The organism is Mesorhizobium sp. (genome assembly GCF_005063415.1).
GTDB lineage: Bacteria > Pseudomonadota > Alphaproteobacteria > Rhizobiales > Rhizobiaceae > Mesorhizobium.
In genome coordinates this window covers 14213-39639 of the sequence record NZ_SUEG01000017.1, presented here as the reverse complement: position 1 = coordinate 39639, position 25427 = coordinate 14213, and the positions used below count along the sequence as shown (strand labels likewise).

At 62.5% G+C, this 25427-nt stretch carries 26 protein-coding genes and 1 tRNA gene; 15 read left to right on the top strand and 12 right to left on the bottom strand.

From position 1 onward, the window contains the following. The first annotated feature begins 27 nt into the window (after positions 1–27). The 6 genes from iolE to phnN all read left to right on the top strand — a co-directional run bounded on the left by iolE (position 28) and on the right by phnN (position 4739). Positions 28–945 carry a myo-inosose-2 dehydratase gene (gene iolE, locus E5W70_RS07465; protein WP_292655941.1) on the top strand — a complete coding sequence of 306 codons (918 nt, stop codon included), beginning with the start codon at positions 28–30 and terminating at the stop codon, positions 943–945. A gap of 42 nt (positions 946–987) precedes the next feature. Next, entirely contained in the window at positions 988–1206 is a 219-nt protein-coding gene (locus E5W70_RS07460) for a DUF3329 domain-containing protein (RefSeq protein ID WP_254815905.1), read from the top strand. A 2-nt stretch (positions 1207–1208) separates the two neighbouring features. Beyond that, entirely contained in the window at positions 1209–2021 is an 813-nt protein-coding gene (gene iolB / locus E5W70_RS07455; protein WP_292655937.1) for a 5-deoxy-glucuronate isomerase, read from the top strand. A 148-nt stretch (positions 2022–2169) separates the two neighbouring features. Next, positions 2170–2877 carry a DUF1045 domain-containing protein gene (locus E5W70_RS07450; RefSeq protein WP_292655934.1) on the top strand — a complete coding sequence of 236 codons (708 nt, stop codon included), beginning with the start codon at positions 2170–2172 and terminating at the stop codon, positions 2875–2877. 96 nt (positions 2878–2973) lie between these two features. Next, entirely contained in the window at positions 2974–4113 is a 1140-nt protein-coding gene (locus E5W70_RS07445; protein ID WP_292655931.1) for an alpha-D-ribose 1-methylphosphonate 5-triphosphate diphosphatase, read from the top strand. Further along, entirely contained in the window at positions 4110–4739 is a 630-nt protein-coding gene (gene phnN, locus E5W70_RS07440) for a phosphonate metabolism protein/1,5-bisphosphokinase (PRPP-forming) PhnN (RefSeq protein ID WP_292655929.1), read from the top strand. The genes E5W70_RS07445 and phnN overlap by 4 nt, the downstream gene beginning before the upstream one ends. A 92-nt stretch (positions 4740–4831) precedes the next feature. Here the strand turns inward: phnN and E5W70_RS07435 are convergent, their stop codons facing one another. The 4 genes from E5W70_RS07435 to E5W70_RS07420 all read right to left on the bottom strand — a co-directional run bounded on the left by E5W70_RS07435 (position 4832) and on the right by E5W70_RS07420 (position 9152). Continuing rightward, complete coding sequence (locus tag E5W70_RS07435; protein ID WP_292655926.1) at positions 4832–5362, bottom strand: DUF2231 domain-containing protein; 531 nt, start codon at positions 5360–5362, stop codon at positions 4832–4834. 151 nt (positions 5363–5513) lie between these two features. Next, positions 5514–6509 (bottom strand): ABC transporter permease, encoded by a 996-nt coding sequence (locus tag E5W70_RS07430; RefSeq protein WP_292655924.1) that lies wholly within the window; start codon positions 6507–6509, stop codon positions 5514–5516. Positions 6510–6532: 23 nt separating this feature from the next. Then, positions 6533–8077 carry a sugar ABC transporter ATP-binding protein gene (locus E5W70_RS07425; RefSeq protein WP_292655921.1) on the bottom strand — a complete coding sequence of 515 codons (1545 nt, stop codon included), beginning with the start codon at positions 8075–8077 and terminating at the stop codon, positions 6533–6535. Between the two features lie 112 nt (positions 8078–8189). Then, entirely contained in the window at positions 8190–9152 is a 963-nt protein-coding gene (locus E5W70_RS07420; RefSeq protein ID WP_292655919.1) for a sugar-binding protein, read from the bottom strand. Positions 9153–9683: 531 nt separating this feature from the next. Here E5W70_RS07420 and E5W70_RS07415 point away from each other — a divergent pair. Next, entirely contained in the window at positions 9684–10706 is a 1023-nt protein-coding gene (locus E5W70_RS07415; protein WP_292655979.1) for a LacI family DNA-binding transcriptional regulator, read from the top strand. A 69-nt stretch (positions 10707–10775) separates the two neighbouring features. Then, positions 10776–11918, top strand: a complete 1143-nt coding sequence (locus E5W70_RS07410; RefSeq protein ID WP_292655916.1) for an alpha-hydroxy acid oxidase — start codon at positions 10776–10778, stop codon at positions 11916–11918. A 45-nt stretch (positions 11919–11963) separates the two neighbouring features. On the opposite strand, the gene E5W70_RS07405 is transcribed toward E5W70_RS07410, so the two are convergent. From E5W70_RS07405 to E5W70_RS07395, 3 genes are all read right to left on the bottom strand, one after another. Then, complete coding sequence (locus E5W70_RS07405; RefSeq protein ID WP_292655913.1) at positions 11964–12278, bottom strand: DUF718 domain-containing protein; 315 nt, start codon at positions 12276–12278, stop codon at positions 11964–11966. 649 nt (positions 12279–12927) lie between these two features. Then, positions 12928–13004 (bottom strand) — tRNA-Arg (locus E5W70_RS07400). Between the two features lie 244 nt (positions 13005–13248). Next, positions 13249–14736 (bottom strand): HAMP domain-containing sensor histidine kinase, encoded by a 1488-nt coding sequence (locus tag E5W70_RS07395; RefSeq protein ID WP_023677495.1) that lies wholly within the window; start codon positions 14734–14736, stop codon positions 13249–13251. A 335-nt stretch (positions 14737–15071) separates the two neighbouring features. Here E5W70_RS07395 and rpmH point away from each other — a divergent pair, with 335 nt between their 5' ends. The 5 genes from rpmH (at position 15072) to yihA (ending at position 18859) form a co-directional block, all read left to right on the top strand. Continuing rightward, complete coding sequence (rpmH, locus tag E5W70_RS07390) at positions 15072–15206, top strand: 50S ribosomal protein L34 (RefSeq protein WP_008833937.1); 135 nt, start codon at positions 15072–15074, stop codon at positions 15204–15206. A 23-nt stretch (positions 15207–15229) separates the two neighbouring features. Then, the gene (gene rnpA, locus E5W70_RS07385; RefSeq protein ID WP_292655910.1) at positions 15230–15583 is read left to right on the top strand and encodes a ribonuclease P protein component; all 354 of its coding nucleotides are present in this window, start codon (positions 15230–15232) and stop codon (positions 15581–15583) included. A 13-nt stretch (positions 15584–15596) separates the two neighbouring features. Continuing rightward, a complete protein-coding gene (gene yidC / locus E5W70_RS07380) occupies positions 15597–17420 on the top strand; it encodes a membrane protein insertase YidC (protein ID WP_292655908.1) in 1824 nt (607 codons plus the stop codon). Positions 17421–17564: 144 nt separating this feature from the next. Next, positions 17565–18203, top strand: a complete 639-nt coding sequence (locus E5W70_RS07375; RefSeq protein ID WP_292655907.1) for a CatB-related O-acetyltransferase — start codon at positions 17565–17567, stop codon at positions 18201–18203. Next, positions 18200–18859, top strand: coding sequence for a ribosome biogenesis GTP-binding protein YihA/YsxC (gene yihA / locus E5W70_RS07370; protein ID WP_292655904.1), 660 nt, complete (start codon positions 18200–18202; stop codon positions 18857–18859). Before E5W70_RS07375 ends, yihA begins: the two co-directional genes overlap by 4 nt. Before the next feature lie 21 nt (positions 18860–18880). Here yihA and E5W70_RS07365 read toward each other — a convergent pair whose 3' ends face one another. After that, positions 18881–19630, bottom strand: a complete 750-nt coding sequence (locus E5W70_RS07365; RefSeq protein WP_292655902.1) for a TetR/AcrR family transcriptional regulator — start codon at positions 19628–19630, stop codon at positions 18881–18883. A 143-nt stretch (positions 19631–19773) separates the two neighbouring features. Here E5W70_RS07365 and E5W70_RS07360 point away from each other — a divergent pair, with 143 nt between their 5' ends. Continuing rightward, the gene (locus E5W70_RS07360; protein ID WP_292655900.1) at positions 19774–20952 is read left to right on the top strand and encodes an HlyD family secretion protein; all 1179 of its coding nucleotides are present in this window, start codon (positions 19774–19776) and stop codon (positions 20950–20952) included. 67 nt (positions 20953–21019) lie between these two features. Then, positions 21020–22573, top strand: coding sequence for a DHA2 family efflux MFS transporter permease subunit (locus E5W70_RS07355; protein WP_292655977.1), 1554 nt, complete (start codon positions 21020–21022; stop codon positions 22571–22573). A 126-nt stretch (positions 22574–22699) separates the two neighbouring features. On the opposite strand, the gene msrB is transcribed toward E5W70_RS07355, so the two are convergent. From msrB to E5W70_RS07335, 4 genes are all read right to left on the bottom strand, one after another. Continuing rightward, positions 22700–23200 carry a peptide-methionine (R)-S-oxide reductase MsrB gene (gene msrB / locus E5W70_RS07350; RefSeq protein ID WP_292655897.1) on the bottom strand — a complete coding sequence of 167 codons (501 nt, stop codon included), beginning with the start codon at positions 23198–23200 and terminating at the stop codon, positions 22700–22702. Positions 23201–23371: 171 nt separating this feature from the next. Next, the gene (locus tag E5W70_RS07345; protein WP_292655893.1) at positions 23372–23929 is read right to left on the bottom strand and encodes a fasciclin domain-containing protein; all 558 of its coding nucleotides are present in this window, start codon (positions 23927–23929) and stop codon (positions 23372–23374) included. A 204-nt stretch (positions 23930–24133) separates the two neighbouring features. Next, a complete protein-coding gene (locus E5W70_RS07340) occupies positions 24134–24838 on the bottom strand; it encodes an anti-sigma factor (protein WP_292655975.1) in 705 nt (234 codons plus the stop codon). After that, a complete protein-coding gene (locus E5W70_RS07335) occupies positions 24835–25374 on the bottom strand; it encodes a sigma-70 family RNA polymerase sigma factor (RefSeq protein WP_292655891.1) in 540 nt (179 codons plus the stop codon). Before E5W70_RS07335 ends, E5W70_RS07340 begins: the two co-directional genes overlap by 4 nt. Between the last annotated feature and the right edge of the window lie 53 nt (positions 25375–25427).

The window sequence follows — 25427 nt, the reverse complement described above, 5'->3', positions numbered from 1 at the left end:
CGAAATGTCTGAAACTGGAGTGACGACTTGAAAGCCAAACTGGGCATGTCCCCCATTGCATGGTGGAACGACGATCTTGCCGAACTCAGCGATGATGTGTCGCTGGAGGAGTGCCTGCGCCAGTCGCGCTCGGCTGGCTTTACCGGCATGGAAATGGGCCGCCGCTTTCCCAACGACCCGACAATCATGCTGCCGATCCTCAGGCAGGCCGACGTGACGCTTTGCGGCGGCTGGTTCTCGGGGACGCTGGTCGACGAAGACATGGCGAAGAACAAGGATCGTATCCAGCCGATGATCGACCTGTTCAAGGCGGTGAATGCGCCTTGCATCGTCTATGGTGAAGTCGGCCGCTCCATCCAGGGCGACCGCTCGAAACCCCTCGCCACCAAGCCGAGGCTTTCGGACGATGAGATGAAAGCCTACGCGAAGCGGCTCACGCAGTTCGGCGAATGGTGTGCCGAGCAAGGCATGCCGCTCTCCTATCACCATCATATGGCGGCGGTGGTCGAGACCGAGCCAGAGCTCGACGCCTTCATGCGCTATTCGGGAGAAGGCATTCCATTGCTGCTCGACGCGGGTCACCTGGCCTTTGCCGGCGGCGACGTGCTGCGCGCTATTGATAACCACCACCGGCGCATCAACCACGTGCATGTGAAAGACGTGCGCATGGAGGTGATCGATAAGCTGGATCGTAGCAGGCAATCCTTCCTCGATGCGGTGGCGCTTGGTGCCTTCACCGTGCCGGGAGATGGCTCGCTGGACTTTGGCGCCATCGTCCAGAGGCTCGCCGACCATGGCTATGAAGGCTGGTTCGTGGTCGAGGCCGAGCAGGATCCGAAGAAGAACCCGCCGCTCAAGATGGCGCAGGTCGGCTACAAGGAATTGATGCGGGTGATGACGGCGGCCGGCTACACGGTGGAGACACAGGGCTTTCCCAATGCTTGAGGCTCGCGAGGAAAGGGTTGATCCGATGCCGGGGGTGATCCGATGAAAGACTCCGAGCACCCGTTTTTCCGGCCGCTGTGGCGGCGCGTTGCCGTTGTCGCGGTCTGCCTGGTCTGGTCGGTGATCGAATTCGCTACCGGCACGCCGTTCTGGGGCGTGATCGCGCTCGGCTTCGCCGGCTATGCCGTCTGGCAATTCTTCTATCTCTACAAGCCGGCTGACGAGGACAAGCCATCGGCAGACGCCAAACCGAAGGAATGACCATGTCGAAGCTGCTCATCAAAGCCAATAAGGGCCACGGCCGCATCGCCCATGTGACGCCGCAAAATGCCGGCTGGACCTATGTCGGCTTCGATCTGCATCGGCTGAGCCCCGGCGAGAGCGCTTCCGGGCAAACCGCGGATCGCGAGGTCTGCCTGGTGTTCGTCACCGGCAAGGGTAAGGCCAATGCCGGTGGCAAGGAACTCGGCCTGCTGGGCGAACGCATGTCGCCGTTCGAAGGCAAGCCGTGGTCGATCTATGTGCCGCAGGGGTCGGAGTGGTCGGTGAGCGCCGATACCGATCTCGAACTTGCCGTCTGTTCGGCGCCAGGACTGGGCGGCGGTCTGCCGGTCCGTGTCATCGGGCCCGACGATCTCGGCCAGGAGGTTCGCGGCAAAGGCACCAACACGCGCTATGTCACCAACATCCTGCCGGAGGGCAAGCCGGCCGATTCCTTGCTGGTGGTCGAGGTCATCACACCCGGCGGCCACACATCGAGCTATCCGCCGCACAAGCACGACCAGGACAATCTGCCGGCTGAATCCTATCTCGAGGAAACCTATTACCACCGCCTCAACCCGCCGCAGGGCTTTGCTTTCCAGCGCGTCTACACCGATGCGGACGAGAGCGGTGCTCGTTCGCTCGACGAGGCGATGGCGATCGAGGACGGCGACGTCGTGCTGGTCCCCAGGGGTTATCACCCCTGCGCCGCCTGCCACGGCTATGATCTCTATTATCTCAACGTCATGGCCGGACCGAAGCGGACGTGGAAATTCCACAACGCACCCGAGCACGAATGGCTGATGAAGGCCTAATCACTTCCCCTTCGCCCCAACCGCTGGTCCAAGCGAAAAATCGTCGGCTAACGAACCGGCTGTGTGGTTTCGTTACCGAAAACGCCGCAAAGCTTCGTCAATTCGTCATGGAAATCACCTATGGCTGCGGGGCTGACGAGGACTTTCGATGCGCTACGCGATCTATTTCACCCCCCGACAGGACGAAACGCTGGCACGGATCGCCGCCAACTGGCTCGGCCGGGACCCATTCGGCGCCGCCACAAAGCCGGTCGAGGCAGTGGGCGAGTTGTCGGCGGCGGAAGTTGCCTTCCATACCGCCTCGGCGCGCCGCTATGGCTTTCATGCGACGCTGAAGGCGCCCTTCCGACTGGCTTCCACCGAGACGGAAGCCTCGCTTCGCGCAGCACTCGACGATTTTGCCGAGGCGACGCCGGTGGTGACGATCCCGCGGCTGATCGTCACCCAGATCGACGGCTTCTTCGCGCTGGTGCCGGAAGCGCCGCTGCCGGCGCTCAACCGCTTCGCCGACGACGTGGTGCACGACTTCGACCGCTTTCGCGCGCCGTTGACCGAAGCCGAGATCGAGCGGCGCAGCCCCGATTCGCTGAAACCCGACGAGTTCCGCAATCTCTGCCAGTGGGGCTACCCCTATGTCTTCGAGACCTTTCGCTTCCATATGACGCTGTCCGGCCGGGTCTCGTCACAGGAAAGCCCTCGTCTTCACCTAGCAATCGACAGCCTGTTTGCGGGCGTGCTGCAACGGCCGGTGCCGGTGGACGCGCTGACGCTGTTTGTGGAAACTGAACCCGGCGCACCATTCATGGTGCTGTCGCATCACGCGCTCGGGCGCCGCCCGGCCAGAAGAACTGCCTGACCAGAAGAACTGCCAAAATGACTATTTGCTTTAACCGCATTGTGCGACACCGATTCATTTTCAGTTGGTTGCAAAATGCTCCGAGGACTGCCTGAAATGACCGCCGAGACCGTTCTTGACAATGCCCGCATCGTACTGGCCGACCAGATCATCGAAGGGTCGATCGTGCTGCGCGATGGCGTGATCGCCGACATTGCTCCCGGCGCTGGCCGCAGCGGCGAGGACATGGGCGGCGACTTCATCATCCCTGGCCTGGTCGAGCTCCACACCGACCATCTCGAAGGCCATTACGCGCCGCGGCCGAAAGTGCGCTGGAACCCGATCGCAGCTGTGCTGGCGCATGACGCGCAGGTGGCGACCGCCGGCATCACCACCGTGCTCGACGCCTTGCGTGTCGGCATGGACGAGGACGCCGACCTGACGGCCGCCGACATACGCAAGCTGGCCGACGCGATCGAAGACAGCGTGCAGCAGGACCGGCTCAGGGCCGACCATTTCCTCCATCTGCGCTGCGAGGTTTCGGCGCCGGACTGCCTCACGGCCTTCGCCAATTTCGACGGCGACGAGCGGGTCAGGCTGGCGTCGCTGATGGACCATGCGCCGGGACAGCGCCAGTTCGTCGATCTGGAAACCTATGCCTACTACTACCAGCGCAAGCTGAAGCTGACCGATCGCGATTTCCAGAAATTCTGCGAAAAACGGATGGCGGAATCGGCGAAGAACTCAAGCCCGAACCGCAGCTTCATCGCTGCTGCCTGCCAGGAGCGCGGCATCGTGCTGGCCAGCCATGACGACGCAACTGTCGGCCATGTCGACGAAGCGATCGAGCAAGGTGTGCGCGTCGCCGAGTTCCCGACCACCGAGGAGGCGGCACGGGCTTCAAAAGAGGCAGGGCTCGGCGTATTGATGGGCGCGCCGAACGTCATGCGCGGCGCCTCGCATTCGGGCAATGTCTCGGCCCGCACGCTGGCCGGCAACGGCCTGCTCGACATATTGTCGTCGGACTACATTCCGTTCAGCCTGATCCAGTCGGCCTTCTTCCTCGGCGACGTGGTCGAGGGCATCTCGTTGCCTCAGGCGGTGGCGATGGTCTCGAAAAACCCGGCCGAGGCGGTCGGCCTCACCGATCGCGGCGTCATCGAGCCCGGCCGGCGCGCCGATCTGGTTCGCGTGCGCGTCGACGACCATGTCCCAGTCGTCCGCACGGTCTGGCGGCAGGGACGGCGGGTCGCATGATGGTGTCGGCATCGGTCGAGCGTGAATTGTCAGCTGCGGCGTTTCCGATCCGCGACGGCGTCTTCGTCGCCGTCGTCGGGGCGAGCGGTGCCGGAAAGGATACGGTGATCGGCTATGCGCGCGCCGTGTTTGCCGACGAGAGCCGGCTCGAGTTCGTGCGCCGGGTCATCACCCGGCCGAGCGACGCGGCCACCGAGGATCACGACACGCTCGCCGACGCGGCCTTCGTCGAGGCCGAAGCGGATGGCGCCTTCGCGATTTCCTGGGAGGCGCATGGCCTGCGCTATGGCATCCCGGCCGAAGTCGATTGGTCGGTCTCAAACGGCCGTGTCGCGATCGCCAACGTCTCGCGCGCGATCATCCCGGCGCTGCGGGAGCGCTACGCCAATCTGGCTGTCGTCGAGATCACGGCTACACCGCAGATCCTGGCCGAGCGGCTGGCGTTGCGCGGTCGCGAGTCGCGCGGCGAAGTGCTGGCACGGCTGGCGCGCAGCGCCAATGTGGCGCTGTCCGGACCGGGTGTCACCTCGATCGACAATAGCGGTCCTCGTGAAGCCGCCGGCGAGCGCTTCGCCGAGGTGCTGCGCAAGGCCATGGCCTTCTCCGACATGTCGGGCCTTATCTAAAGTAGCGCCCATCCGATGAATTCGGGATGGGCGCTACTTGTCTAACCCATATTTTTTTTGGAAACCGGTATCCACTTTTCGGGATTATGGCCTCATGCGGCGTGCCGGTCCCGACCAGTGTGACGAGTATCTGTGGTAGTGGTTGTCGAAGGCTTCGCTGGCGCATCCGCTGGTGTATCCAGAACTGCAACGTGATGGCGATACACCATTTCCCAGCCCTTCCAGCCGGTAAACAACAGTATGCAGACCACTATGAACGACAACAGCGCGCCCCATGGTCGGACCGCGGCTTCGGCGCCTTGCGCATAGCGAAGGTAGAAATTGATCAGTGCCACAACGACCGCGGTCAAGTTGCCCAGCATGTGGTACCAGGCGTCGGACAAGGCGCGAATGCGCGGCTCGTTGAGGAAGTCGATAAAACCGGCTGTCGCAGCGAGAAGGGCCATTACGATGGCTGCCCCGATCAGCCACATCGATGCCCGTGCCCAGAACGCATCGGCAGTTCCCCAGAAAACCAGGTCGGTGACAAAGGCGCCAACAAGAAACGCGACAGGAAAAGGTATCAGCATCGGGTGGAGAGGGTGAGTTCCTACTTTGGCGGTACTTACTGGATTCGTGGGCATGGGACGCCTCCGCGTAGCAAAGCTTAAATAAACGCTCAGATACGGGTTTCGTTCCAAATGGAGATTAACCTGAACTTCTGTCGCGAAGCTCAGGCTGACCTTTTCATGCCCGCCAATGGCAGTCGGCGTATTTCATCCAGCTATTTTTGCGTCATTCCGCGGCAGCACCCGCCACGCCCTTACGAGTAGCTTCCAGCATCCGCCGCCGCGCCCTGAACACGCCCCATTGCTGGTCGACCAGCACGCCGATGAGGATCACCCCGCCCATCACGGCGAAGTTGAGCGAGGACGGGATGCCGAGCAGGTTGACCAGGTTCTGCAGCTCCTGCAGCAGCACCGTGCCGAGGAGGACGCCGATCAGCGAGCCTTCGCCGCCACGCAGCGAGAAGCCGCCGAGCACCGCTGCCGCGATGGCATAGAGCTCGTAGAACTGGCCGTGGCTCGCCGGCGAGATCGAGCGTGTGTACATGGCGAAATAGATAGCCGACAGCGCCGTCAGCACGCCGCAGATGACATAGGCGGCCATGACGATGCGGCCGGTGCGGATGCCAGAATATTTCGCCGCTTCCTCGTTCTTGCCGATGGCGTAGAGATAACGCCCGAACACCGAACGGTGCAGGACCACCCACATGACGACGGCGATGACGATCAGCGCGATAAAACTGTTCGGCACGCCCCAAGACCGCCCGGCCGTCAGGAATTCGAGTTCCGGGAAGTTCTGCCCGAAGGCAAAGCCGGCGGTGCCGTCGGCGGTGTAGAAGCGGGCCACGCCGCGATAGATCAGGAGGCCGCAGAGGGTGACGACAAACGGCTGCAACTTCAGCCGGGTGATCAGCCAGCCATGCATCAGGCCGATGGTGGCGCCGAGCGCGATGATCAGCACGAAGGCCAGCGGCCACTCCATCTCCCGCACGGCGATGAAATCGATGAACAGCGTACCGAGTAGCGCAACCACCGAGCCGACCGACAATTCGATGCCGCCGGTGATGATGACGAAGGCTTGGCCGATCGACAGAATGCCGAACAGTCCGATCAGGTTCGAGGTGTTGGCGAGGTTGATCGGCAGCAGGAAGCGCGGATTGATGATCGCCACCACCGCGCCGACCACCAGGATCAGGATCAGCAGGCCGAGATCTTTCTTGCTCATCGTCTTCTCCCAATGCCTGCGAATTATTTCGGCTGCTTGCCGACCGCCAGCAGCAGCACGTTTTCCTGGCTGAACCGGTCCTTGTCGAGAATGCCGGAGATCTGGCCCTCATGCATGACGGCGATGCGGTCGGAAACGCCGATCACCTCCTCCATGTCGCTGGAGATCATCAGCACGGCGACGCCGGCATCGGCCAGCGCCCGCATCAGCCCGTAGATTTCGGCCTTGGCGCCGATATCGATACCGCGCGTCGGTTCGTCGAGGATCATCACCTTCGGCTTCATCGCCAGCCATTTGGCCAGCACGACCTTTTGCTGGTTGCCGCCCGACAGCGTGCCGGTACGCGTCTGGACGGAGGGCGCCCTAATGCCGAGATCGGTCTTCTGCTTCTCGGCGGTGGCGGCCTCGGCGCTGGCCGAGACCAGCGAGCGCCGCGAATGCGCCGGCAGATTGGGCAGCGAGATATTCTGGGCAATCGACAGATCGAGCAGGATGCCGGTCAGCTTGCGATCCTCGGGGACGAGGAAGATACCATTGGCCACTGCATCCGCGGCCGAACCAAGAACCAGATCTTTTCCGTCAAGCTGGAACGAGCCGCCAAAGCTCCTGTTGATGCCGAACAGCACGCGCGCCAGTTCCGTCCGGCCGGAGCCGACGAGGCCGGCCAGGCCGAGGATCTCGCCATGCCTGACGTCGAGGTCGACGGGCCGGTCAGGATAGGCGGCGGTGCGAATGGCCTTGACCGAAAGCGCGACAGAGCCCGGCGGGCGCGCCGATTCTGCGGCCTTCTCGCGCTCCTTCAGCATGCGGCCGATCATCAGCTTGACCATCTGGTCGTGATTGATGGCGCTCTTCGGCAAGGTTCCGGCGAGCATGCCGTCCCTGAGCACGACGACGCGGTCGGCGACGCGCTCGACCTCGTGAAGGCGGTGCGAGATGAAAATGACACTGATGCCGTCTGCCTTCAGCGCCTTGATGACACCGAGGAGCTTGTCGGTTTCGGCGATCGGCAGGCTGGACGTCGGTTCGTCGAGGATAACCAGTCTTGCCTCGATCGACAGCGCCTTGGCGATCTCGACCATTTGCTGCTGCGCCAGCGACAGCGCCGACACCGGCGTATCGGCCGAGAAATTGGCGCCCACGCGTTTGAGCAGCGGCGCCGCCTGCGCTCGCAGCCTGGCGCGGTCGACGAGCTTGAGCGGCCCGGCGCGCAGCGGTTCGCGGCCGAAGAAGATATTGGCGGCCACGTCGAGGTTTTCGAACAGGTTGAGTTCCTGGTGGACGAAAGCGATGCCCGAGCCGATGCTGGCCTCGACTGTCAGTCCGTCATGGGTGACGCCATCGACGGTGATGGTGCCGGTGTCCGGCCTGGTGACGCCACCGAGGATCTTCATCAGCGTCGATTTGCCAGCGCCGTTTTCGCCGACCAGGCCGATGACCTCGCCGGGCCTTACGTCCATCGAGAATCCGTCCAGCGCGACGACGCCGGGATAGGTCTTGCGCACACCGTCGAGGCTCAGGAACGGAGCGTCCGTAGATGCAACGATGGATGGGTCGGAATAATTCATCACGCCTGACAGCAGCCGGTGGGCCGTTTGGCCTCAGACTGACGAGCCTCGCGAGGCCCGTCAATAGAACGCCGGCTCAAGACGAATCTTGAGCCGGCGCAACCTAATTCGCTCAGTTTCCAGACATCGCCTTGAGGCTGGCGGCGTAGGCGTCGACATCGTCCTTGCCGATGATCTTGGTCGGGATGATGATCAGTCCATCGGCGGGAATGCCCGACTTGTCGCCCTTGAGATAGGCGGCCATCAGCTTCATGCCCTGATAGGCCCATTCGAAGGGCTGCTGCACGACGGTGGCGGCGACGGTGCCTTCCTTGACGCCGCCCAGCGTGATCGGATCGTCGTCGAAGCCGACGACGGTGATCTGGCCGAGCTTGCCGGCATCGCGCAGCGCTTCATAAATGCGCGGCGTGTTGTAGGAATAGAAGCCGACCATGCAGGTGACGTCGGGGCTGGCGACCAGCGCGTCCTCGACGTTCTTCTTGGCGCGAGCCTGATCGATGTCGTCGCCACGCACGTCGACCAATTCGATCTTGGTGCCGGCGAGGCCGTCCTTCATGCCCTGGATACGTTCCTTGGCGTTGTCGGCGCCGAGCAGGCCGACGAACCCGAGGCACTTGCCGCCGTCAGGCATTGCCTTCTTGGCGATCTCTGCCGCCTGCTTGCCGGCATCGACATTGGACGAGCCGATATAGGCGACACGCTTGGTCTGCGGTGCGTCGCTGTCGGTGGTGAACAGCGCCGTTTCCGAGGCGATCTTGTTCAGCCCGTCGGTCGACGTCTTGGGATCGACGGCCGAGACCATGATCGCCTTCACGCCGGCCGTCACCAGATCGTCCATCAGGCGCTGCTGGATGGCGACTGAGGACTGCTCCGGATATTTGAGTTCCAGATTGTAATTGGGCAGTTCGCCTTGAGCCTTCTTGACGCCGGCTTCGGCCGCCTTCCAGAAATCGGAAGCGCCGTTGACGACGAAGGCCAGTGTCGGCTTGTCGTCGGCCCGCGCAATTGCGCTGGCGGACAGGCCGAGCAGCAGGGCTGCAGCGGCGACGGACGCATTTCGTATCGCAGATTTCATATTCAACCTCCCATTTGACTCAATAATTTTCGCTGATGGTGAACTTGCCGGCGCGGCTTGGACGCCCTTCTCCTCAAGGGTTTCCGGCAGCGAAGAACGACGCCATTCCAGCCGCAATCGTCGACTTTAGAGACTCATTCGCCGTTCGTAAATAGTCCGATTTGTCTGACATTTCCCGGAGCGGCAGGCAAGCTTCGGCTGACGGGAACCAGGCTGGCTTGCGTTCCGACCATGCGCGGTCCGATGTCGTCCGGCATGATGGATTGACGTTATAGGGATGCCAGATATTAGTAAAGAGTATTAGTTGGTCGGGATTCTCGCCACAAAGGAGAGAGGCCTCCCCAGTCGTCACCGTTTCGGATCGGGGACTAAATCGGCCTAAGAGGGTCGATTATATCTATTAGTATCGCTTCGCCCTATAAATGCGAGATTCGAGGGACCAATGACATGAACGAACCACTGCGTGATCCCGTCCTTGAGGGTACCAGGCGGCGCAAGCTGTCCGGGAAAAACCCCAAGGGCCGCGTTACCATGACCGACATCGCCAGGGCCGCAGGCTGTTCGCAGGCGACGGTTTCGTTCGTGCTCAACAACACGCCGGGCATCAGGCTGTCGCAGCAAACCCGAGAGCGGGTGATCGAGACCGCGCGAACGCTGGGCTATTCGCCGCCGGTGTTTTCCGCCCTGCGAGCCCCGGTTGCCGCATTCGACGGGCTGGATGGCGTGATCGGCTTCGCCGTCGACCAGTTGGCGACCAGCCCGGAGGCGGTCGTCGCCATTGAAGGGGCGCGGCAAGCCTCGTGGAACGCTGGCAATGTGCTGCTGGTGGCGCAGACCATGGGCGACGAGGTGATGGAGCCTCGCGCCATCGCGGCGCTGACCAAGCGGGGCATTTCGGCGCTGATCTACATGACCATCTTCACCCGCGAGGTCGTCGCGCCGGATTATCTCTACGGCCTCGACATTCCGGTCATCCTGCTCAACTGCTACACCGCCGACTATGCCTTCCCCGCCGTGGTGCCGAGCGAGATCGCCGGCGGGCAGAGCTCGACCCGGCACCTGATCAGCCATGGCCATCGCCGTATCGCCACCATCACCGGCGAGCCCTGGATGCAGGCGGCTCAGGACCGGCTGAAGGGCTACCGCCGGGCGCTGGCGACAGCCGACATCCCGTTCGACCCGGACTTGGTCGTCGAAGGCGATTGGTCGGCAAGCGCCGGCTATGCCGCGACCGTCAAGCTCTTGGCGCTGAAGGACCGGCCGACCGCCATCTTCTGCCAGAACGACCGCACCGCGATCGGCTGCTACGAGGCGCTAAAGGAGGCCGGCCTGCACATCCCCCAGGATATTTCGGTGGTCGGTTATGACGACGAGGAGATCGCGCGGCATCTGTTCCCGCCGCTGACGACGTCGATCCTGCCGCATATGGCGATGGGGCAATGGGCGATCGAGCAGCTGGAAGTCCCCGCCCCACCCGGTCGCGGCCGCTATCCCATCACCAAGCTCGAATGCCCGCTGGTGGAGCGGGAGTCGGTTGGCGCTATGCCGGGCTGAGGCGAAGCGGGCGGCGATCGACAACGGCACAGGCTTGACATCAGCCCCGGCATATACCCGATTGACTTCATGAGACTGCAAAGCTGCTATAATTTTCAGGACTTTCGCCGGCTGGCAAAACAGCGCCTGCCAGGCCCGATCTTCAACTATATCGATGGCGGCGCGGACGACGAGACGACGCTGCGGCGCAACACGGTGGCGTTCGAGGGCTGCGATCTCGTCCCCAACGTCCTTGCCGGCGTCGGACAGGTCGACATGTCGGTCACCGTCATGGGCCAGAAGCTGGCGATGCCGGTCTATTGTTCGCCGACGGCTCTCCAGCGGCTGTTTCACCATAGCGGCGAGCGCGCCGTCGCCGCGGCGGCGGAGAAGTTCGGCACGATGTTCGGCGTCTCGTCGCTTGGGACGGTCAGCCTGGAGGAAGTTCGCAAGCACAGGACGCCGCAGGTTTATCAGTTCTATTTCCATAAGGATCGCGGCCTGAACCGCGCCATGATGGAGCGCGCCAAGGCGTCCGGCGTCGAGGTGATGATGCTGACGGTCGACAGCGTCACCGGCGGAAACCGCGAGCGTGACCTGCGGACCGGCTTTTCCATCCCCTTTCGGCTTACGCTCGGCGGGATGATGCAGTTCGCGATCAAGCCGAGATGGGCCATCGACTATTTGACGCACGACAAGTTCAGCCTGCCGCAATTGGACGGCCATATCGATCTCGGCGGCGGAGCGCTTTCCATCAGCCGCTATTTCACGGAGATCCTCGATCCATCGCTGGATTGGAAGGACGTCGAAGACATGGTCCGCTTTTGGAACGGCCAGTTTTGCCTGAAGGGGATCATGAGCGTCGCCGATGCCAGAAAGGCCGTCGACATCGGCTGCACCGGCATCGTTCTGTCCAATCATGGCGGCAGGCAGCTGGACGGCTCGCGCAGCCCGTTCGACCAGCTGTCGGAGATCGTCGACGCGGTGGGCGACAAGATAGACGTGATCATCGACAGCGGCGTCCAGCGCGGCACGCATGTGCTGAAAGCCCTGTCGTTGGGTGCCAAGGCCGTCGGTGTCGGACGCTACTATCTCTTCCCGCTGGCAGCCGCCGGACAGGCCGGCGTCGAACGGGCGCTCGGCCTGATGCGAACCGAGATCGAACGCGGCATGCGGCTTATGGGATGCAGGTCGGTGGCAGAGCTTTCGAGGGCGAATGTGCGGTTTAGGTAATAGAGCCGGGAAGTGGCGCACGGCATAAGCTTTCGAAGTGCGAACCTATACCGACCTGCCGCTGCTCCTGCCGTCCGTGTCGAAGACGGCCTCGCCGGAAACAGCATCCGTATATCCGCCCTCAAGCCGCTGCAACGTATGCCGGAACCGATCAAGATTGCCTAGCATTTTGGGCCTGGCATCGACCATGTGCTGGAAAGTGTCCCACTCTCCAATCGAGAAGAAGGTGCCGCCTCCCGATTTGATGAGAGCCATTTTTCGCAATCCCTCGAAATTGCGCGGAGCGCTGCTGAACAGTTCGACGAATTCGTCTTCACTACCCGGCTTGACCTGGAAGCGGACGCTGTTGAATGCCGTCATGTACGTTCCCCCGTGAAAGGCACCTCGAACCCTTCGAACAGGTGTACAGGAAAATCGGAAGGTTGGCTTCAGTCACCTCCGGCCGAATGCCCCGTTTCTGGCGCTATTTTGCCAGGAAGAGGACGACGCTCGATCTCAATCGGTACGCCCTTCCGACCGGCAATGAAACGCGCTGTTAACGCCGTTCGCGGGTGACAGGATGTTGGCCGCAGTTCGAAGGTATGATCTGCGTCTCGCTGTCGTTGCGGAGGCGAAAATGAATTTGCTTCGGATTGCGCTCTTGTGCACGGCCATGATCGACCTTGGAATGCCGGCCGTTCGCGCTGAGGATCGGCCTGTGCCGCAGAACAATAAAGCCGCAACAACGCAGCCGCCCGTTCATTGTGAAGGCCAAAATTGTCTCCCGCCGGCGAAAGATCCCGTGCAGGAATGCACTGGCCAGGATTGCACGCCAGCTCCGCCGACTGAACCGGGTTCGGAGATTAAGCAGGCCGATTGAGCAGCATCAGCTGACGATCCCCTTTTTGGCATCGATAGCGCTCAGCCCTCGCGACCTTCCGACCATCGGCGCCGGTCACGGTCATAGTCGGAAGACAATGAGCTCACCGCGCCCGAGAGGCCCCATGAGGCGGGCCGTGCATTGGATTGATGGCGCGCCCGAAGAGATTCGAACTCCTGACCCCCAGATTCGTAGTCTGGTGCTCTATCCAGCTGAGCTACGGGCGCGCAACAGGCCATGCTTTGCATAGCCCCGCGATCCGATCCTGGCGACCGGCCGCGATGTGACGTGTTCCCTAGCGACTGAATTTGTGAAAAGCAAGCCGATCCTGGCCAAAAGTTTTACCGCCACGTTTTGCCGTCACGCGCCCGCCGGCGAAGGCGAGCTCACGCCACACGGCGGCCGAGCTGATGACTCGTAGTGTCGGACCAACCCTTTGCGGATTGAAACGATCCGTAACGAAACGGTTCGTTACGCCGGGCGACGCAGACCGTTGCGGGCCTGGTCGAGCCGGACCGGCTGGTCGGGAATGGTGACGGCGAATGTGGTGCGGCCGCCGATGCTTTCGACCAGTTCCACCGTGCCGCCATGGGCGCGGATCAATTCGTGGGCGATCGCCAGGCCAAGGCCGGTGCCGCCGCTGCGGGCCGAGCCGCGAAATGCCGCGAACAGGTTTTCTCGCGCCTTTGGCGGCAGGCCGGGGCCGGTGTCGGTGACGACGATGCGGCTGACGCTGCCGATGCGCTCGGCCGATATGGTCAAGCGGCGCACCACGGCGCTCTCGGTGTCCGCCGCCATCGCCTGCACGGCGTTGCGGCTAAGATTGGTGAGCACGCGGAACAGCTGGTCGGAATCGGCGTCGACCTCAAGCACCGGGTCGACGGCGTTGACGAATTCGATGCCGCATTCGATGTCGAGCAGGCCCTGGACGTCTTCGACCAGCTGGCGCAGCCGCAGCCTGCGGCGCGACGGCGGCGGCTCCTGGGTGCGGCCATAGGCCAGCACGCCTTCCGAATAGGACACTGCACGGTCGAGCGCGCGCAGCAGTTTTGGCGCGAAGGCCTGCACCGTCGGGTCCTTGACCTGGCGCAGGCGGTCCGACATCAGCTGCGCCGAGGCGAGGATGTTGCGCATGTCGTGGTTGATCTTCGACACGGCCAGGCCGAGATCGGCCAGATGCTTCTGCTCGGTCAGCATCTTTTGCAGCCGCTCCTGCATCTGCGACAGCTCGCGTTCGGCGACGCCGATCTCGTCGGCTCGGGCGGCGGGGTGAATGATGCGACCGGGATCGTCGGGCGCCTCGGAAAAGGACAGCATCGAGCGTGTCATCGTCCTGATCGGGCCGATCATGATCAGGTCTATCGCGGCGTAGACCAGCATGGCGGTGAACAGCGAGATCAGCAGCGAGACGAAGGCGACGTTGCGCGAATAGATCAGCATGGCATTGCGCAGGCGGTGGTCGGGCATGATCAGCTCGAATTCCTTGTCGCTGTCGCCGACCGGCCCGAAAACGCGCAGCATCCGCTTGCCGCCGAAAAACAGCGTGTCCAGCGCGCCGGTCATGCCCTTGATCATGCCGACATTGGCGATATCGATATGCTCGTCGACCTGCGGCGGCATTTCGGCCACCACCAGAAGCCGCGAGACGCCGCCGTCGCGCACCGCGATCGCCTTGGCGCCGATCGCCATCAGCACGTCGTTCTGGGCGGCACGCGACAGCGAGGCAGGTTCGCCCTGCACCAGGACGATTGAAACCGCGGCGGCCGTGCTCAGCCTCTCCTTCAGCCAGCTCAGCCTGTAGCTGGCGATCCAGGGCACGAAGATGAGGATTTCGGCCAAGAGCACGAAGACGATGGTGAGCAAAAGCAGCTTGGTCGACAGGCCGCGCGCCAGCGGCACCCTGCGGGTGGCGGCCTTCGCCTGGGCGATGCTTTCGTCGGTTGCTGGGACTTCACTCATGCTCGTCGTCACGGCTGCCTGTCATCACGGCTGCTTGTCTTAAGGACTGCTCGTCTTCACGATCGCTTGATCGGGTGAGATTAGGCGATTGCGGCTTTTTTGCCAAATTCATCCTTTGGTCGAAGCCGGACAAAGCGCCGCAAGACTTCCCTGCCGGTCCGACAATGCCGGCCCGACGCACTGGATTGACTTCCAAAACCCTTCTTTCTATAAGCCCGCTCACGCTCGGGCCATTCGTCCCGGCGCGGTTTCGATCGCGCCAAAACCGGCCCGGCAAAGCTCCTGTTACAAAGTGACAGAATCAAGAAGGGCCGCACCCCGCGGTATTTAAACAAATGAAGCGTACTTACCAGCCGTCCAAACTCGTCCGCAAACGCAGGCACGGTTTCCGTGCCCGTATGGCCACCAAAGGTGGCCGCGGCGTCGTCGCAGCCCGCCGCAACCGCGGCCGCAAGCGTCTCAGCGCCTGAGCACCAAGCGAGAGACAAGATCGTTGCCCGCAACCGGCAAGCCAACGGGTGCCCATCCCAAGCGGCTTCTGAAGCGCGCGGAATTCCTGGCTGTCCGCCGTGGTGAAAAGCGCCGCGGGCGGCTTTTCCTCGTCGAGGTCCTGGGCCGCGACGACAGCGAGGCACCGCGCGTCGGCTATACCGTCACCAGGAAGGTCGGCAACGCCGTCGTTCGCAACCGCATCCGGCGGCGGCTGAGAGAGGCCGTGCGCACGCATGCCGTGGATGACATGGCGCCGGGCAATGATTATGTCATCGTCGGGCGCGAAGACGTGCTTACCACTCCGTTCGGCCAGTTGAAGGCCGAACTCTCCCGCAGATTGCGTGGAACACGATAGGCCAAGGGCTTCGATGGAAAACAACCGCAACTTCTTCATCACCATCGCACTGTCGGTGCTGATCCTGGCGCTTTGGCAATATTTCTATGTGATGCCGCGCAGCGATATGCAGCGCGAAGCCGCCCGCATCGAAGAGCAGCGCGTGGCGGAGCAGAAGAAGGCCGCCCAAGGCACCAGCCCGGGCGCCAGCGAAACACCGGTGCAGCCGGGCGCCATTCCGAACGCGCCTGGCGGCGACGCGGTGACGCCGGCCGGCCGCGAGCAGGCGATTGCCTCGACCAGCCGCGCCAAGATCGACACGCCGAGCCTCGAAGGCTCGATCAACCTCACCGGCGCGCGCCTCGATGATCTCCGGCTCAAGCATTACAGGGAGACGGTCGACAAGACTTCGCCCGAGATCGCGTTGCTCAACCCAGCGTCCCTGCCAAATGGCTATTTCGCCGAGATCGGCTTTTCAGGCACGCCGGATGTCGGCAGGCTGCCCGGCCCAGACACCGTCTGGCAGACCGACGGCAATGCGACGCTGACACCGGCGACGCCGGTCACGCTGACCTTCACCAACGACAAGGGCCTGACCTTCAAGCGCACCTTCTCGGTCGATAGCCAATATATGTTCACCGTGTCCGACATGGTCCAGAACGGCGGCTCGGCACCCGCGACGTTGTCGAACTATGGCCGCGTCACACGTTTCGACAAGCCGGCTATCGCCAGCACCTATGTGCTGCACGAGGGCCTGATCGGCGTTACCGGAAGCGAGGGCCTGCAGGAATACAAATACTCCAGCGTCGAATCGGACAGGGAGTACAAACCAGGCAAGTCGAGCGACGGCTGGCTCGGCATCACCGATAAATACTGGGCGGTGACCCTGGTGCCGCCGAGCGGCCGCGAATTTCAGCCCAAATTCTCGTATTTCGAGTTCAAAAGCGGGCCCCACCCGCATAGCTATCAGTCCGATTTCCTGTCCGATCCGGTCACGATTGCTCCCGGGCAGTCAACGACCGTGGAGTCGGAGATATTCGCCGGCGCAAAGGAAGTTTCGACGATCAACGCTTATGAAAAGGACCGTCATATTCGCCAGTTCGATCTTCTGATCGACTGGGGCTGGTTCTATTTCATCACCAAGCCGATGTTCTGGCTGATCGACACGCTGTACAAATTCTTCGGCAATTTCGGCCTGGCGATCCTCGCCACCACCGTCATCGTCAAAGCGCTGTTCTTCCCGCTCGCCAACAAGTCCTATGCGTCGATGGCGAACATGAAGAAGGTGCAGCCAAAGATGCTCGAGATCCGCGAGAAATACGCGGACGACAAGATGAAGCAGCAGCAGGCGATGATGGAGCTCTACAAGACCGAGAAGATCAATCCGCTCGCCGGCTGCTGGCCGGTGGCGTTGCAGATCCCGGTGTTCTTCTCGCTTTATAAGGTCCTCTACATCACCATCGAGATGCGGCACGCGCCGTTCTTCGGCTGGATCCAGGATCTGGCGGCGCCGGACCCGACATCGATTTTCAACCTGTTCGGGCTGATCCCCGTTACCTTGCCGCACATGCTGATGATCGGCGTCTGGCCGCTGATCATGGGCGTGACAATGTTCCTGCAGATGCGCATGAACCCGACGCCGCCGGACCCCACGCAGGCTGCGATCTTCACCTGGATGCCTGTGATCTTCACCTTCATGATGGCGGGTTTTCCGGCCGGCCTGGTCATCTACTGGGCCTGGAACAACACGCTGTCGATCCTGCAGCAGGGCGTGATCATGAAGCGGCAAGGCGCCAAGATCGAATTGTGGGACAATCTGGTCGCGCTGTTCCGCAAGAAACCGTCGCCGGCGGAATAGCCGGCGCTCCGATGATGCGAAACCCAAAAGCCCCGGTTCGTCCGGGGCTTTTTGCACAAGCTGCCGGCCTGGATTAAGCGATTGGTACTGCCGGACGGATCGCGCTATTTTGACCTGGCTGGCAGTTGCCCGATGGAGCTCGATATGACCGGACCCAATCCATCGATCAAGCATCCGATCCCGTTGCACACGCGCGTCGGCTTTCTGAAACCGCTGGTGACGGCGCCGAATATCGAGATCGGCGACTTCACCTATTATGACGACCCTGACGGACCCGACAAATTCGCCGAAAAATGCGTGCTGCATCATTATCCGTTCATCGGCGACAGGCTGGTCATCGGCAGGTTCTGCGCCATTGCCGAGGGTGCGCGCTTCATCATGAACGGCGCCAATCACGCCATGTCCGGCTTTTCGACCTATCCGTTCAACATCTTTGGCCACGGCTGGGAGGAAGGTTTCGACCCGGCGACATGGTCGAAGGAGGTGCGTGGCGACACAATCGTCGGCAACGACGTCTGGATCGGCATGGAAGCGGTGATGCTGCCGGGCGTGAAGATTGGCGACGGCGCCATCGTCGCGGCAAAGTCGGTGGTGACGCACGATGTACCGGCCTATGCGATCGTCGCCGGCAATCCGGCCAAGGTGGTAAAGATGCGCTTCGATGACAGGACCATCCGGCGGCTGCTGGCGCTGGCGTGGTGGCACTGGCCGGTGGAAAAGATCAGCCGCAATCTCGATGCCATTCGTGGCAGCAACATTTTTCTTCTGGAGGCAGCGGTTTGAACGCGTTGAACAAGACCACGATCGGCATCGAATTGTTCACGCGAGCCTGGATCTTCATCCGCGGCGTGCCGGCGATGAAATTCCTGCCGCCGGAGGGTCCACCCGAGATCGCCTTTGCCGGCCGCTCCAACGTCGGCAAATCGTCACTGATCAACGCGCTGGTCAACCAGAAGGGGCTGGCGCGCACCTCCAACACGCCGGGCCGGACGCAAGAGCTCAATTATTTCGTGCCGGGCGGATTTTCGGGAGAAGGCGCCGATCTGCCGCCGATGGCACTGATCGATATGCCGGGCTATGGCTACGCCACGGCACCGAAGGAAAAGGTCGACGAGTGGACGAAGCTCGTGTTCGACTATCTGAAGGGCCGGGTGACGCTGAAGCGCGTCTACGTCCTGATCGATGCCCGCCATGGCATCAAGGCCAAGGACGACGAGGTGCTGTCGCTGCTCGACAAGGCGGCGGTGTCGTATCAGATCGTGCTGACCAAGACCGACAAGATCAAGGCGGCGGGGGTACCGCGGCTGATCGAGGAAACGCTCCAGAAGATCAAGAAACGCCCGGCGGCCTTTCCCTTCGTGCTCGCCACGTCATCGGAAAAGAGCGAGGGTCTCGAGGAACTGCGTGCGGCGATCGTGCTCGCCGCCAACGGCGGATAGGCAACGGACTCCGACGGCTGGTCAGGCGGGGCTGGAGGCCCGTTCCTGCTCTGCCAGCTGTTCGGTGCCGTACGCCTTCAGGAACACATCGACGCCCGACCTGACGATGTGTTCGATCTCGGCCGCACTTGGCGCCTTGGTGCGATAGGCGAATATGCACTGGCGGAAAAGACCGGCCAGGCACAGCTCGGTGAACTGATAGGCGGCAAGCTCGACGTCGTCGATCTTCAGCAGGCCGCGTTCGATAGCCATGTTGAGGAAAACGACGACCCTGTCATGGCCGCGCTTCGGGCCGCGTTCGTAAAATCGCGCGCCAAGCTCCGGAATGCGTTCCGACGCGCCGATCACCGTCCGCTGCGCCAGGATGACCCTGGCCGAAGTGATCTTCATGGACAGCACGATGCCGAACTTCACCAGCGTCTGGCGAAGGTCGCCGATCTGGTCGAGCACTTCGTACATGTTCTTGAAGATCGTGCCGCGCTCTTCCTCGATCAGCGCTTCGAACAGCTCTTCCTTGTTGGCGAAGTAGACATAGATGGTGCCCTTGGACACGCCGGCCTCGCGGGTGATGTCGTTCATCGACGCGGCTTCGAAGCCCTTGTCGATGAAGACACGGCGCGCACCGTCGATGATCTGGCTGCGCTTGACCGGATCTTGCCCCGCGGCCGGGCGGCCGCGCGGCAGACTGTCCAGCAGATCGCACTGGTCCTTGCCAGCGCTGGGCAATGGGCCTGAATCAGGCAAAGGAGCGGCCTTGGGGGCTTCGGCCATAATGTCACACCTCGTAAAATAATTCGAACCATCCGGTTCGATTGCTCTTGATATGGTCCTCTTTAAGCGCTAAGTCAACGTCGAGATCGAACCGAACGGTTCAGTCTGATGAAGTTCAGCGCCAGTTAATTTAGAGAGATATCATGTCCTCGAACGCGCCCACCAGTGCCGAAGTCCGCCCTTTCCCCAATGCCAAGGTCCAGCCTGCGATCGAAGCGCCGGAAGCCCCTCTCAAGCCCGCCGACGTCACCCCGCTGGCGCCCGCCAAGAAGAAGCGCTCGATGCGCTCGATGTTGTTGCCCATCATCGGCTTGGCCCTGCTGGGCGCCGGCTCTTGGTATGGCTATGATTACTGGACCGACGGGCGCTTCATGATCACGACCGACGACGCCTATGTCCAGGCCGACACGGCGTTCATCTCGCCAAAAATCTCGGGCTACGTCGATCAGGTCAAAGTGACCGAGAACCAGCAGGTGAAGGCCGGCGACCCGCTGCTGATCGTCGATGACGGTGACTACAAGATAGCCGTTGCCCAGGCCGAGGCGCAGATCGCCACGTTGAGCAAGACGCTCGACCGCATCGATGCCCAGACCGAGGCGGCGCGCGCCTCGCTCAAGCAGGCGCAGGCGCAGAAGACCGCCGACCAGGCCGCGGCCGATAATGCCAAGCGGGCTCAGGTTCGTGCCGCCCAGTTGCTCAAGACCCGCGTCGGTACGCAGGCCCAGTTGGACGATGCCCAGACGGCGGTCGAGCAAGCCAATGCCGCACTAGCCGGCGCCGACGCACAGATCGCGGCGGCTCAGGCCAATATCGGCGTGCTCCAGGCGCAACGCGCGGAATCGGCCAGCACGCTGGCCTCGCTGCAACTTGCCCACGACAAGGCGGTGCGGGATCTGTCCTTCACCGTGCTGCGCGCACCCTATGACGGCGTGGTCGGCAACCGCTCGGTCGAGCAGGGCGACCTGATCAGCCCCGGACAGAAGCTCGCCGTCATCGTGCCAATGGACAAGCTCTACATCGTCGCCAACTTCAAGGAGACACAGCTTGCCCGGCTGGTGCCTGGTGAAAAGGTCAGAGTATCGGTCGACGCGATTGACGGTCAGGACATCGAGGGTACCGTGTCGTCGCTGGCGCCGGCTTCAGGAGCAGTGTTCTCGCTGCTGCCGCCGGAGAACGCCACCGGCAATTTCACCAAGGTGGTGCAGCGCGTTCCGGTTCGCATCGACGTGCCCGCGGATGTGCTGAAGATGGGCAAGCTGCGCGCCGGCCTGAGCGTCGTCGTCGCCGTCGACAGCCGCACGGCGCCTTCGGCATCGAAGTAAAGCGGAACCGGGAGCAAAGGTCATGGCGACCGCAACCCTAACTGCAGGATCCGCGCCGGCGCCAGCCATGCCGGTGCCGGCCGACCACATCTCGACACGCCGCGTCATCGCCTTCCTGGCGATGGTGTTCGGCATGTTCATGGCTATCCTGGACATCCAGATCGTCTCGGCCTCGCTGGCCGAGATCCAGGCGGGGCTGAGCGCCAGTTCGGACGAGATTCCGTGGGTGCAGACGGCCTATCTGATTGCCGAGGTGGTGATGATCCCGCTGTCGGGCTTCCTCAGCCGGATGCTGTCGACGCGCGTGCTGTTCACGATCTCGGCGGCAGGGTTCACCGCGGCCAGCGCGCTGGCGGCGACCGCAACCAATATCGACCAGATGATCGTCTACCGCGCCGTGCAGGGCTTCATCGGCGGCGGCATGATCCCGAGCGTCTTTGCAGCCGCCTTCACCATCTTCCCACCGTCGCGTCGCGCCATCGTCTCGCCGATGATCGGCCTGGTGGCGACGCTGGCGCCAACCATCGGCCCGACAGTCGGCGGCTATATCAGCCATGCCATGTCCTGGCACTGGCTGTTCCTGGTCAACGTCGTGCCCGGCATTCTGGTGACGACGGCCGCCTGGTCGCTGATCGACTTCGACAAACCCAATCTCAAGCTGTTCAGCAAGTTCGACTGGTGGGGGCTTGCCGGCATGGCCGCCTTCCTGGGCTGCATGGAATATGTGCTGGAGGAAGGTCCCAACAACGACTGGCTGCAGGATCAGGTGGTGTTCATCTGCGCGATCATCATGACGTTCGGCGCGGTGCTGTTCTTCTGGCGCGTGTTCACGGCCGAGGAGCCGATTGTCGATCTGAGGGCTTTCAGCAATATCAATTTTGCCTTCGGCTCGCTGTTCTCCTTCGTCGTCGGCATCGGCCTCTACGGTCTGACTTATCTTTATCCGGTGTTCCTCGGGCGCATCCGCGGCTACGATTCGATGATGATCGGCGAGGCGCTGTTCGTCAGCGGCCTGGCCATGTTCTTCACCGCGCCGATCTCCGGCATCCTGTCGAACAAGATGGACCCGCGCATCATGATGATGATCGGCTTCTTCGGCTTCGCCACCGGGACCTGGTGGATGACGCATCTCACTGCCGACTGGGATTTTTATGAACTGCTGATCCCGCAGATCCTGCGCGGCTGCTCGATGATGCTGTGCATGGTGCCGATCAACAACATTGCGCTCGGAACCCTGCCGCCGGAGCGGCTGAAGAATGCGTCTGGCCTGTTCAACCTGACCCGCAATCTCGGCGGCGCCGTCGGCCTGGCCGTCATCAACACCGTGCTGATCGACCGCAATGCCTTCCACTACGCCAGGCTCTCCGAGCACGTGCAATGGGGAAGTGCCGCTGCGCAGCAGAAGCTGCAGAACATGACGGTCAACTTCGAGCAGACCGCCGGGCTCGACGCCTCCAAGGCGGCCATCTCCAAACTGTCAGGCATGGTCCAGCAGCAGGCGTCGCTGCTGTCGTTCATGGACGTATTCTTCATGCTGACGGTTTTGTTCGCGACGCTTGGGCTCTTCACCCTGGTGATCCGCAAGCCAGCCGCTCAGGGCGGCGGTGGCGGAGGCCATTGAGGCGCGCTGGATCCCCCGCCTGGCGCCCTCGCGCATGGCCCCGAAAACCGATTTTCGGGGCCATGCGCAAAATCAACAATTACGAAGTCCTCTCGCGCTCCGACAAAGTCAGGGGCGCAGCCGTCCTCACGCCGTCGCCGGCTTGAAGGTCAAGGCGACGCCATTGATGCAGTGTCGCAACCCGGTCGGCGGCGGACCGTCGTCGAAGACGTGGCCGAGATGGCCACCGCAGCGGCGACAATGGACCTCGGTGCGGGTCATGCCCAACGACCTATCCACGGTCTTGCCGATGGCGTTGGGGATTTCCTGCCAGAAGCTCGGCCAGCCGGTGCCGGAATCGAACTTGGTCTCTGACGAATAGACCGGCAGGTCGCAGCCGGCGCAAGCGAAGATGCCTTTGCGGTGCTCGTTGAGCAGCGGACTGGTGCCCGGGTATTCCGTGCCCTCCTTGCGCAGCACATTGAAGGCCGCGTCGGACAGGATGGCGCGCCACTCGGCCTCGGTCTTGGTAACCTCGAAAGTCTCGGCCGCGCGTGCATCCTGGGCTCCGCCCATGCGCAGCGCGGTGGCGCCTGCGACAACGCCAATGGCTGCCGCACCACTCAAAAGAAGCTCGCGACGGTTCATGCCCATTCCTCCTGTTACTGCTTGTGCCAAATTCGACCGCCAGACGGAAATCAAAAGCCGGTGACGATCGCTGTCCTCAAAGCGGGACTCCGCGCCTATCCACTTGCGTGAACGGCGCGGAGTGTGCGCAGGGAGGCCCTTAGCGATATCTTCGCCGGCAGCGTGCGTTTGTTACATCTTCGGCAGGAGAACCTTGTCGACGACGTGGATGACGCCGTTGGACTGCTCGACATCCGCGATCGTCACATTGGCGACATTGCCGTTCTCGTCGGTCACGGTGACCTTGCCGCCCTCGGCCTTGAGCGACAGTTCGCAACCTCCGACCGTCTTGACCTTGTGGGTGCCGCCGTCATCCTTGACCATCTTGGCGACGTCGGCGGCCATCGCCTTGGCGCCGATGACATGACAGGTCAGGATCTTGACGAGCTTGTCCTTGTTTTCAGGCTTGAGCAGCGTCTCCACCGTGCCGGCTGGAAGTGCCGCAAAGGCCTCGTTGGTCGGCGCGAACACGGTGAAGGGGCCGGCGCTCTGCAGCGTATCGACCAGGCCGCCTGCCTTGACGGCAGCGACCAGCGTCGTGTGGTCCTTCGAGTTGACCGCATTTTCGACGATGTTTTTCTGGGCATACATGGCGGCGCCGCCGACCATCGGATTTTGGGCATAGGCAATGGTGGCGAGCGCAGAAATGGCGACCGTTCCGGCAAGCAAAAGGGTGGCGAATTTACGCATGATTTCAATCTCCTCGGGTTATCGTTCCCCTCGTTCGGGAACGCAAGGAGATACGCAATACAAATGCCTGAGTTTCGCCCTCTCCGAAAAAAAATATTTGTCGCTGCAATTTGCCCGGCGCGGATCGACAGCCGCCAACAAGCTTTGCAGGCGTTTAAATCGCGGGAGATAGATTTCAGGTCTGCTTCCGGAGATGAGAAGCGGTTAGATGCTCTTCAGATCGCCCGCTGCGACCACCGGTCCAGTCGGCTGGCCGGTCGGCGAACCGCCGGCAGGCTCGACGCTGACCGCAAGCACGGCGCCTTGCGCCAATTTCTCCTGGACGGCGGGCGGGATGGCCAAATGCGCGGTCGCACCGGCCGGGATGACGCCCATCGACACCGGCGCCTTCTTGCCTTCGATCATCCACAATTCGAAGTCCTTGCCGGCGGCCCGCTCGCCGGAGACGTGGGAAAGGCCGACATCGTGACGGACGGCATCGTAGACGACGAGATATTTGACGTCGCTGCCTTCGGCCGCCAGCGAGGCGACAAGCCGCGTCTGCGGCGGTTCGGTGGACGGGCGGAAGTAAGGCACGGCGATGTAGATCGCCAGCGCCGCAATGGCGGCGGCGGCAAGACCGCGCCAGAAGCCAAGGCTCGACCACAGGCCGGCGCGCGGCTCTGCAGCGAACAGCCGGCGGTCCAATGCTTCCTTGACCCTGATCGGAGGCTCTGTCTCCGGATAGGCGGCGGCCATCGGCGAAAGATGCGCCTCCCAGCTATCGACAAGGCGCGCAAAGGCGGCGTCCGCATCGATGCGGCGCGACGCGATCTCGCGTTCGTCGGCGGCCAGCAGGCCAAGAACGTATTCGGCGGCGAACAGGTCGTCGCCCCCACGTTCCGGTCCGTTGTCGTCGGCCAGCGTCATCTTTCCAGGCATTCTCTCAGTTTCAACAGGCTGCGCCGCAGCCAGGTCCGCATTGTGTTCAGCGGCACGCGATAGCGCTCCGCCAGCTCGGCATAGCTTTTGCCATCCAGATAGGCGCCCCGGACGGCCGCCGCCCGGTCCTTGTCCAATTCCCCGAGGCAATGGTAGATGCGTTCGGACTCACCGCTCGCCACGGCCATGGCCTCCGGCCCCGGCGCCGGATCGGCCACGTCGAGCGCGGCATCGATATAGGCGGCAGGCTCTCGCCGCGCCCTGATCCGATCGATCGCATGATTGCGCGCAATGGCCACCAGCCAGGAGATCGGGCTCAGATCCGAAACGGCGAAACGGTCTGCCTTCGTCCATATCTTGACGAAGACCTCTTGAAGCGCCTCTTCTGCATCTCCCCGATCCTTCAATACACGAAGGCAGACGCCGAAAAGTTTCGCGCTGGTCTGCTGGTAGAGCAGATCGAACGCAGCCCGGTCCTTCATCGAAGTCCGGACAATCAGGTTGCTGATGTCCTGCGGCGTCATCGGCCGCCAAATTAGGCGATTGCAATGTATTTGCAACGACTGAAATGGTCTTG

Coding starts and splice junctions, on each gene's coding strand:
- E5W70_RS07460 (WP_254815905.1), top strand. CDS start 988: ATGAAAGACTCCGAGCACCCGTTTTTCCGGCCGCTGTGGCGGCGCGTT.
- iolB (WP_292655937.1), top strand. CDS start 1,209: ATGTCGAAGCTGCTCATCAAAGCCAATAAGGGCCACGGCCGCATCGCC.
- E5W70_RS07450 (WP_292655934.1), top strand. CDS start 2,170: ATGCGCTACGCGATCTATTTCACCCCCCGACAGGACGAAACGCTGGCA.
- E5W70_RS07445 (WP_292655931.1), top strand. CDS start 2,974: ATGACCGCCGAGACCGTTCTTGACAATGCCCGCATCGTACTGGCCGAC.
- phnN (WP_292655929.1), top strand. CDS start 4,110: ATGATGGTGTCGGCATCGGTCGAGCGTGAATTGTCAGCTGCGGCGTTT.
- E5W70_RS07435 (WP_292655926.1), bottom strand. CDS start 5,362: ATGCCCACGAATCCAGTAAGTACCGCCAAAGTAGGAACTCACCCTCTC.
- E5W70_RS07430 (WP_292655924.1), bottom strand. CDS start 6,509: ATGAGCAAGAAAGATCTCGGCCTGCTGATCCTGATCCTGGTGGTCGGC.
- E5W70_RS07425 (WP_292655921.1), bottom strand. CDS start 8,077: ATGAATTATTCCGACCCATCCATCGTTGCATCTACGGACGCTCCGTTC.
- E5W70_RS07420 (WP_292655919.1), bottom strand. CDS start 9,152: ATGAAATCTGCGATACGAAATGCGTCCGTCGCCGCTGCAGCCCTGCTG.
- E5W70_RS07415 (WP_292655979.1), top strand. CDS start 9,684: ATGACCGACATCGCCAGGGCCGCAGGCTGTTCGCAGGCGACGGTTTCG.
- E5W70_RS07410 (WP_292655916.1), top strand. CDS start 10,776: ATGAGACTGCAAAGCTGCTATAATTTTCAGGACTTTCGCCGGCTGGCA.
- E5W70_RS07405 (WP_292655913.1), bottom strand. CDS start 12,278: ATGACGGCATTCAACAGCGTCCGCTTCCAGGTCAAGCCGGGTAGTGAA.
- E5W70_RS07395 (WP_023677495.1), bottom strand. CDS start 14,736: ATGAGTGAAGTCCCAGCAACCGACGAAAGCATCGCCCAGGCGAAGGCC.
- rpmH (WP_008833937.1), top strand. CDS start 15,072: ATGAAGCGTACTTACCAGCCGTCCAAACTCGTCCGCAAACGCAGGCAC.
- yidC (WP_292655908.1), top strand. CDS start 15,597: ATGGAAAACAACCGCAACTTCTTCATCACCATCGCACTGTCGGTGCTG.
- E5W70_RS07375 (WP_292655907.1), top strand. CDS start 17,565: ATGACCGGACCCAATCCATCGATCAAGCATCCGATCCCGTTGCACACG.
- E5W70_RS07365 (WP_292655902.1), bottom strand. CDS start 19,630: ATGGCCGAAGCCCCCAAGGCCGCTCCTTTGCCTGATTCAGGCCCATTG.
- E5W70_RS07360 (WP_292655900.1), top strand. CDS start 19,774: ATGTCCTCGAACGCGCCCACCAGTGCCGAAGTCCGCCCTTTCCCCAAT.
- E5W70_RS07355 (WP_292655977.1), top strand. CDS start 21,020: ATGCCGGTGCCGGCCGACCACATCTCGACACGCCGCGTCATCGCCTTC.
- msrB (WP_292655897.1), bottom strand. CDS start 23,200: ATGAACCGTCGCGAGCTTCTTTTGAGTGGTGCGGCAGCCATTGGCGTT.
- E5W70_RS07345 (WP_292655893.1), bottom strand. CDS start 23,929: ATGCGTAAATTCGCCACCCTTTTGCTTGCCGGAACGGTCGCCATTTCT.
- E5W70_RS07340 (WP_292655975.1), bottom strand. CDS start 24,838: ATGACGCTGGCCGACGACAACGGACCGGAACGTGGGGGCGACGACCTG.
- E5W70_RS07335 (WP_292655891.1), bottom strand. CDS start 25,374: ATGACGCCGCAGGACATCAGCAACCTGATTGTCCGGACTTCGATGAAG.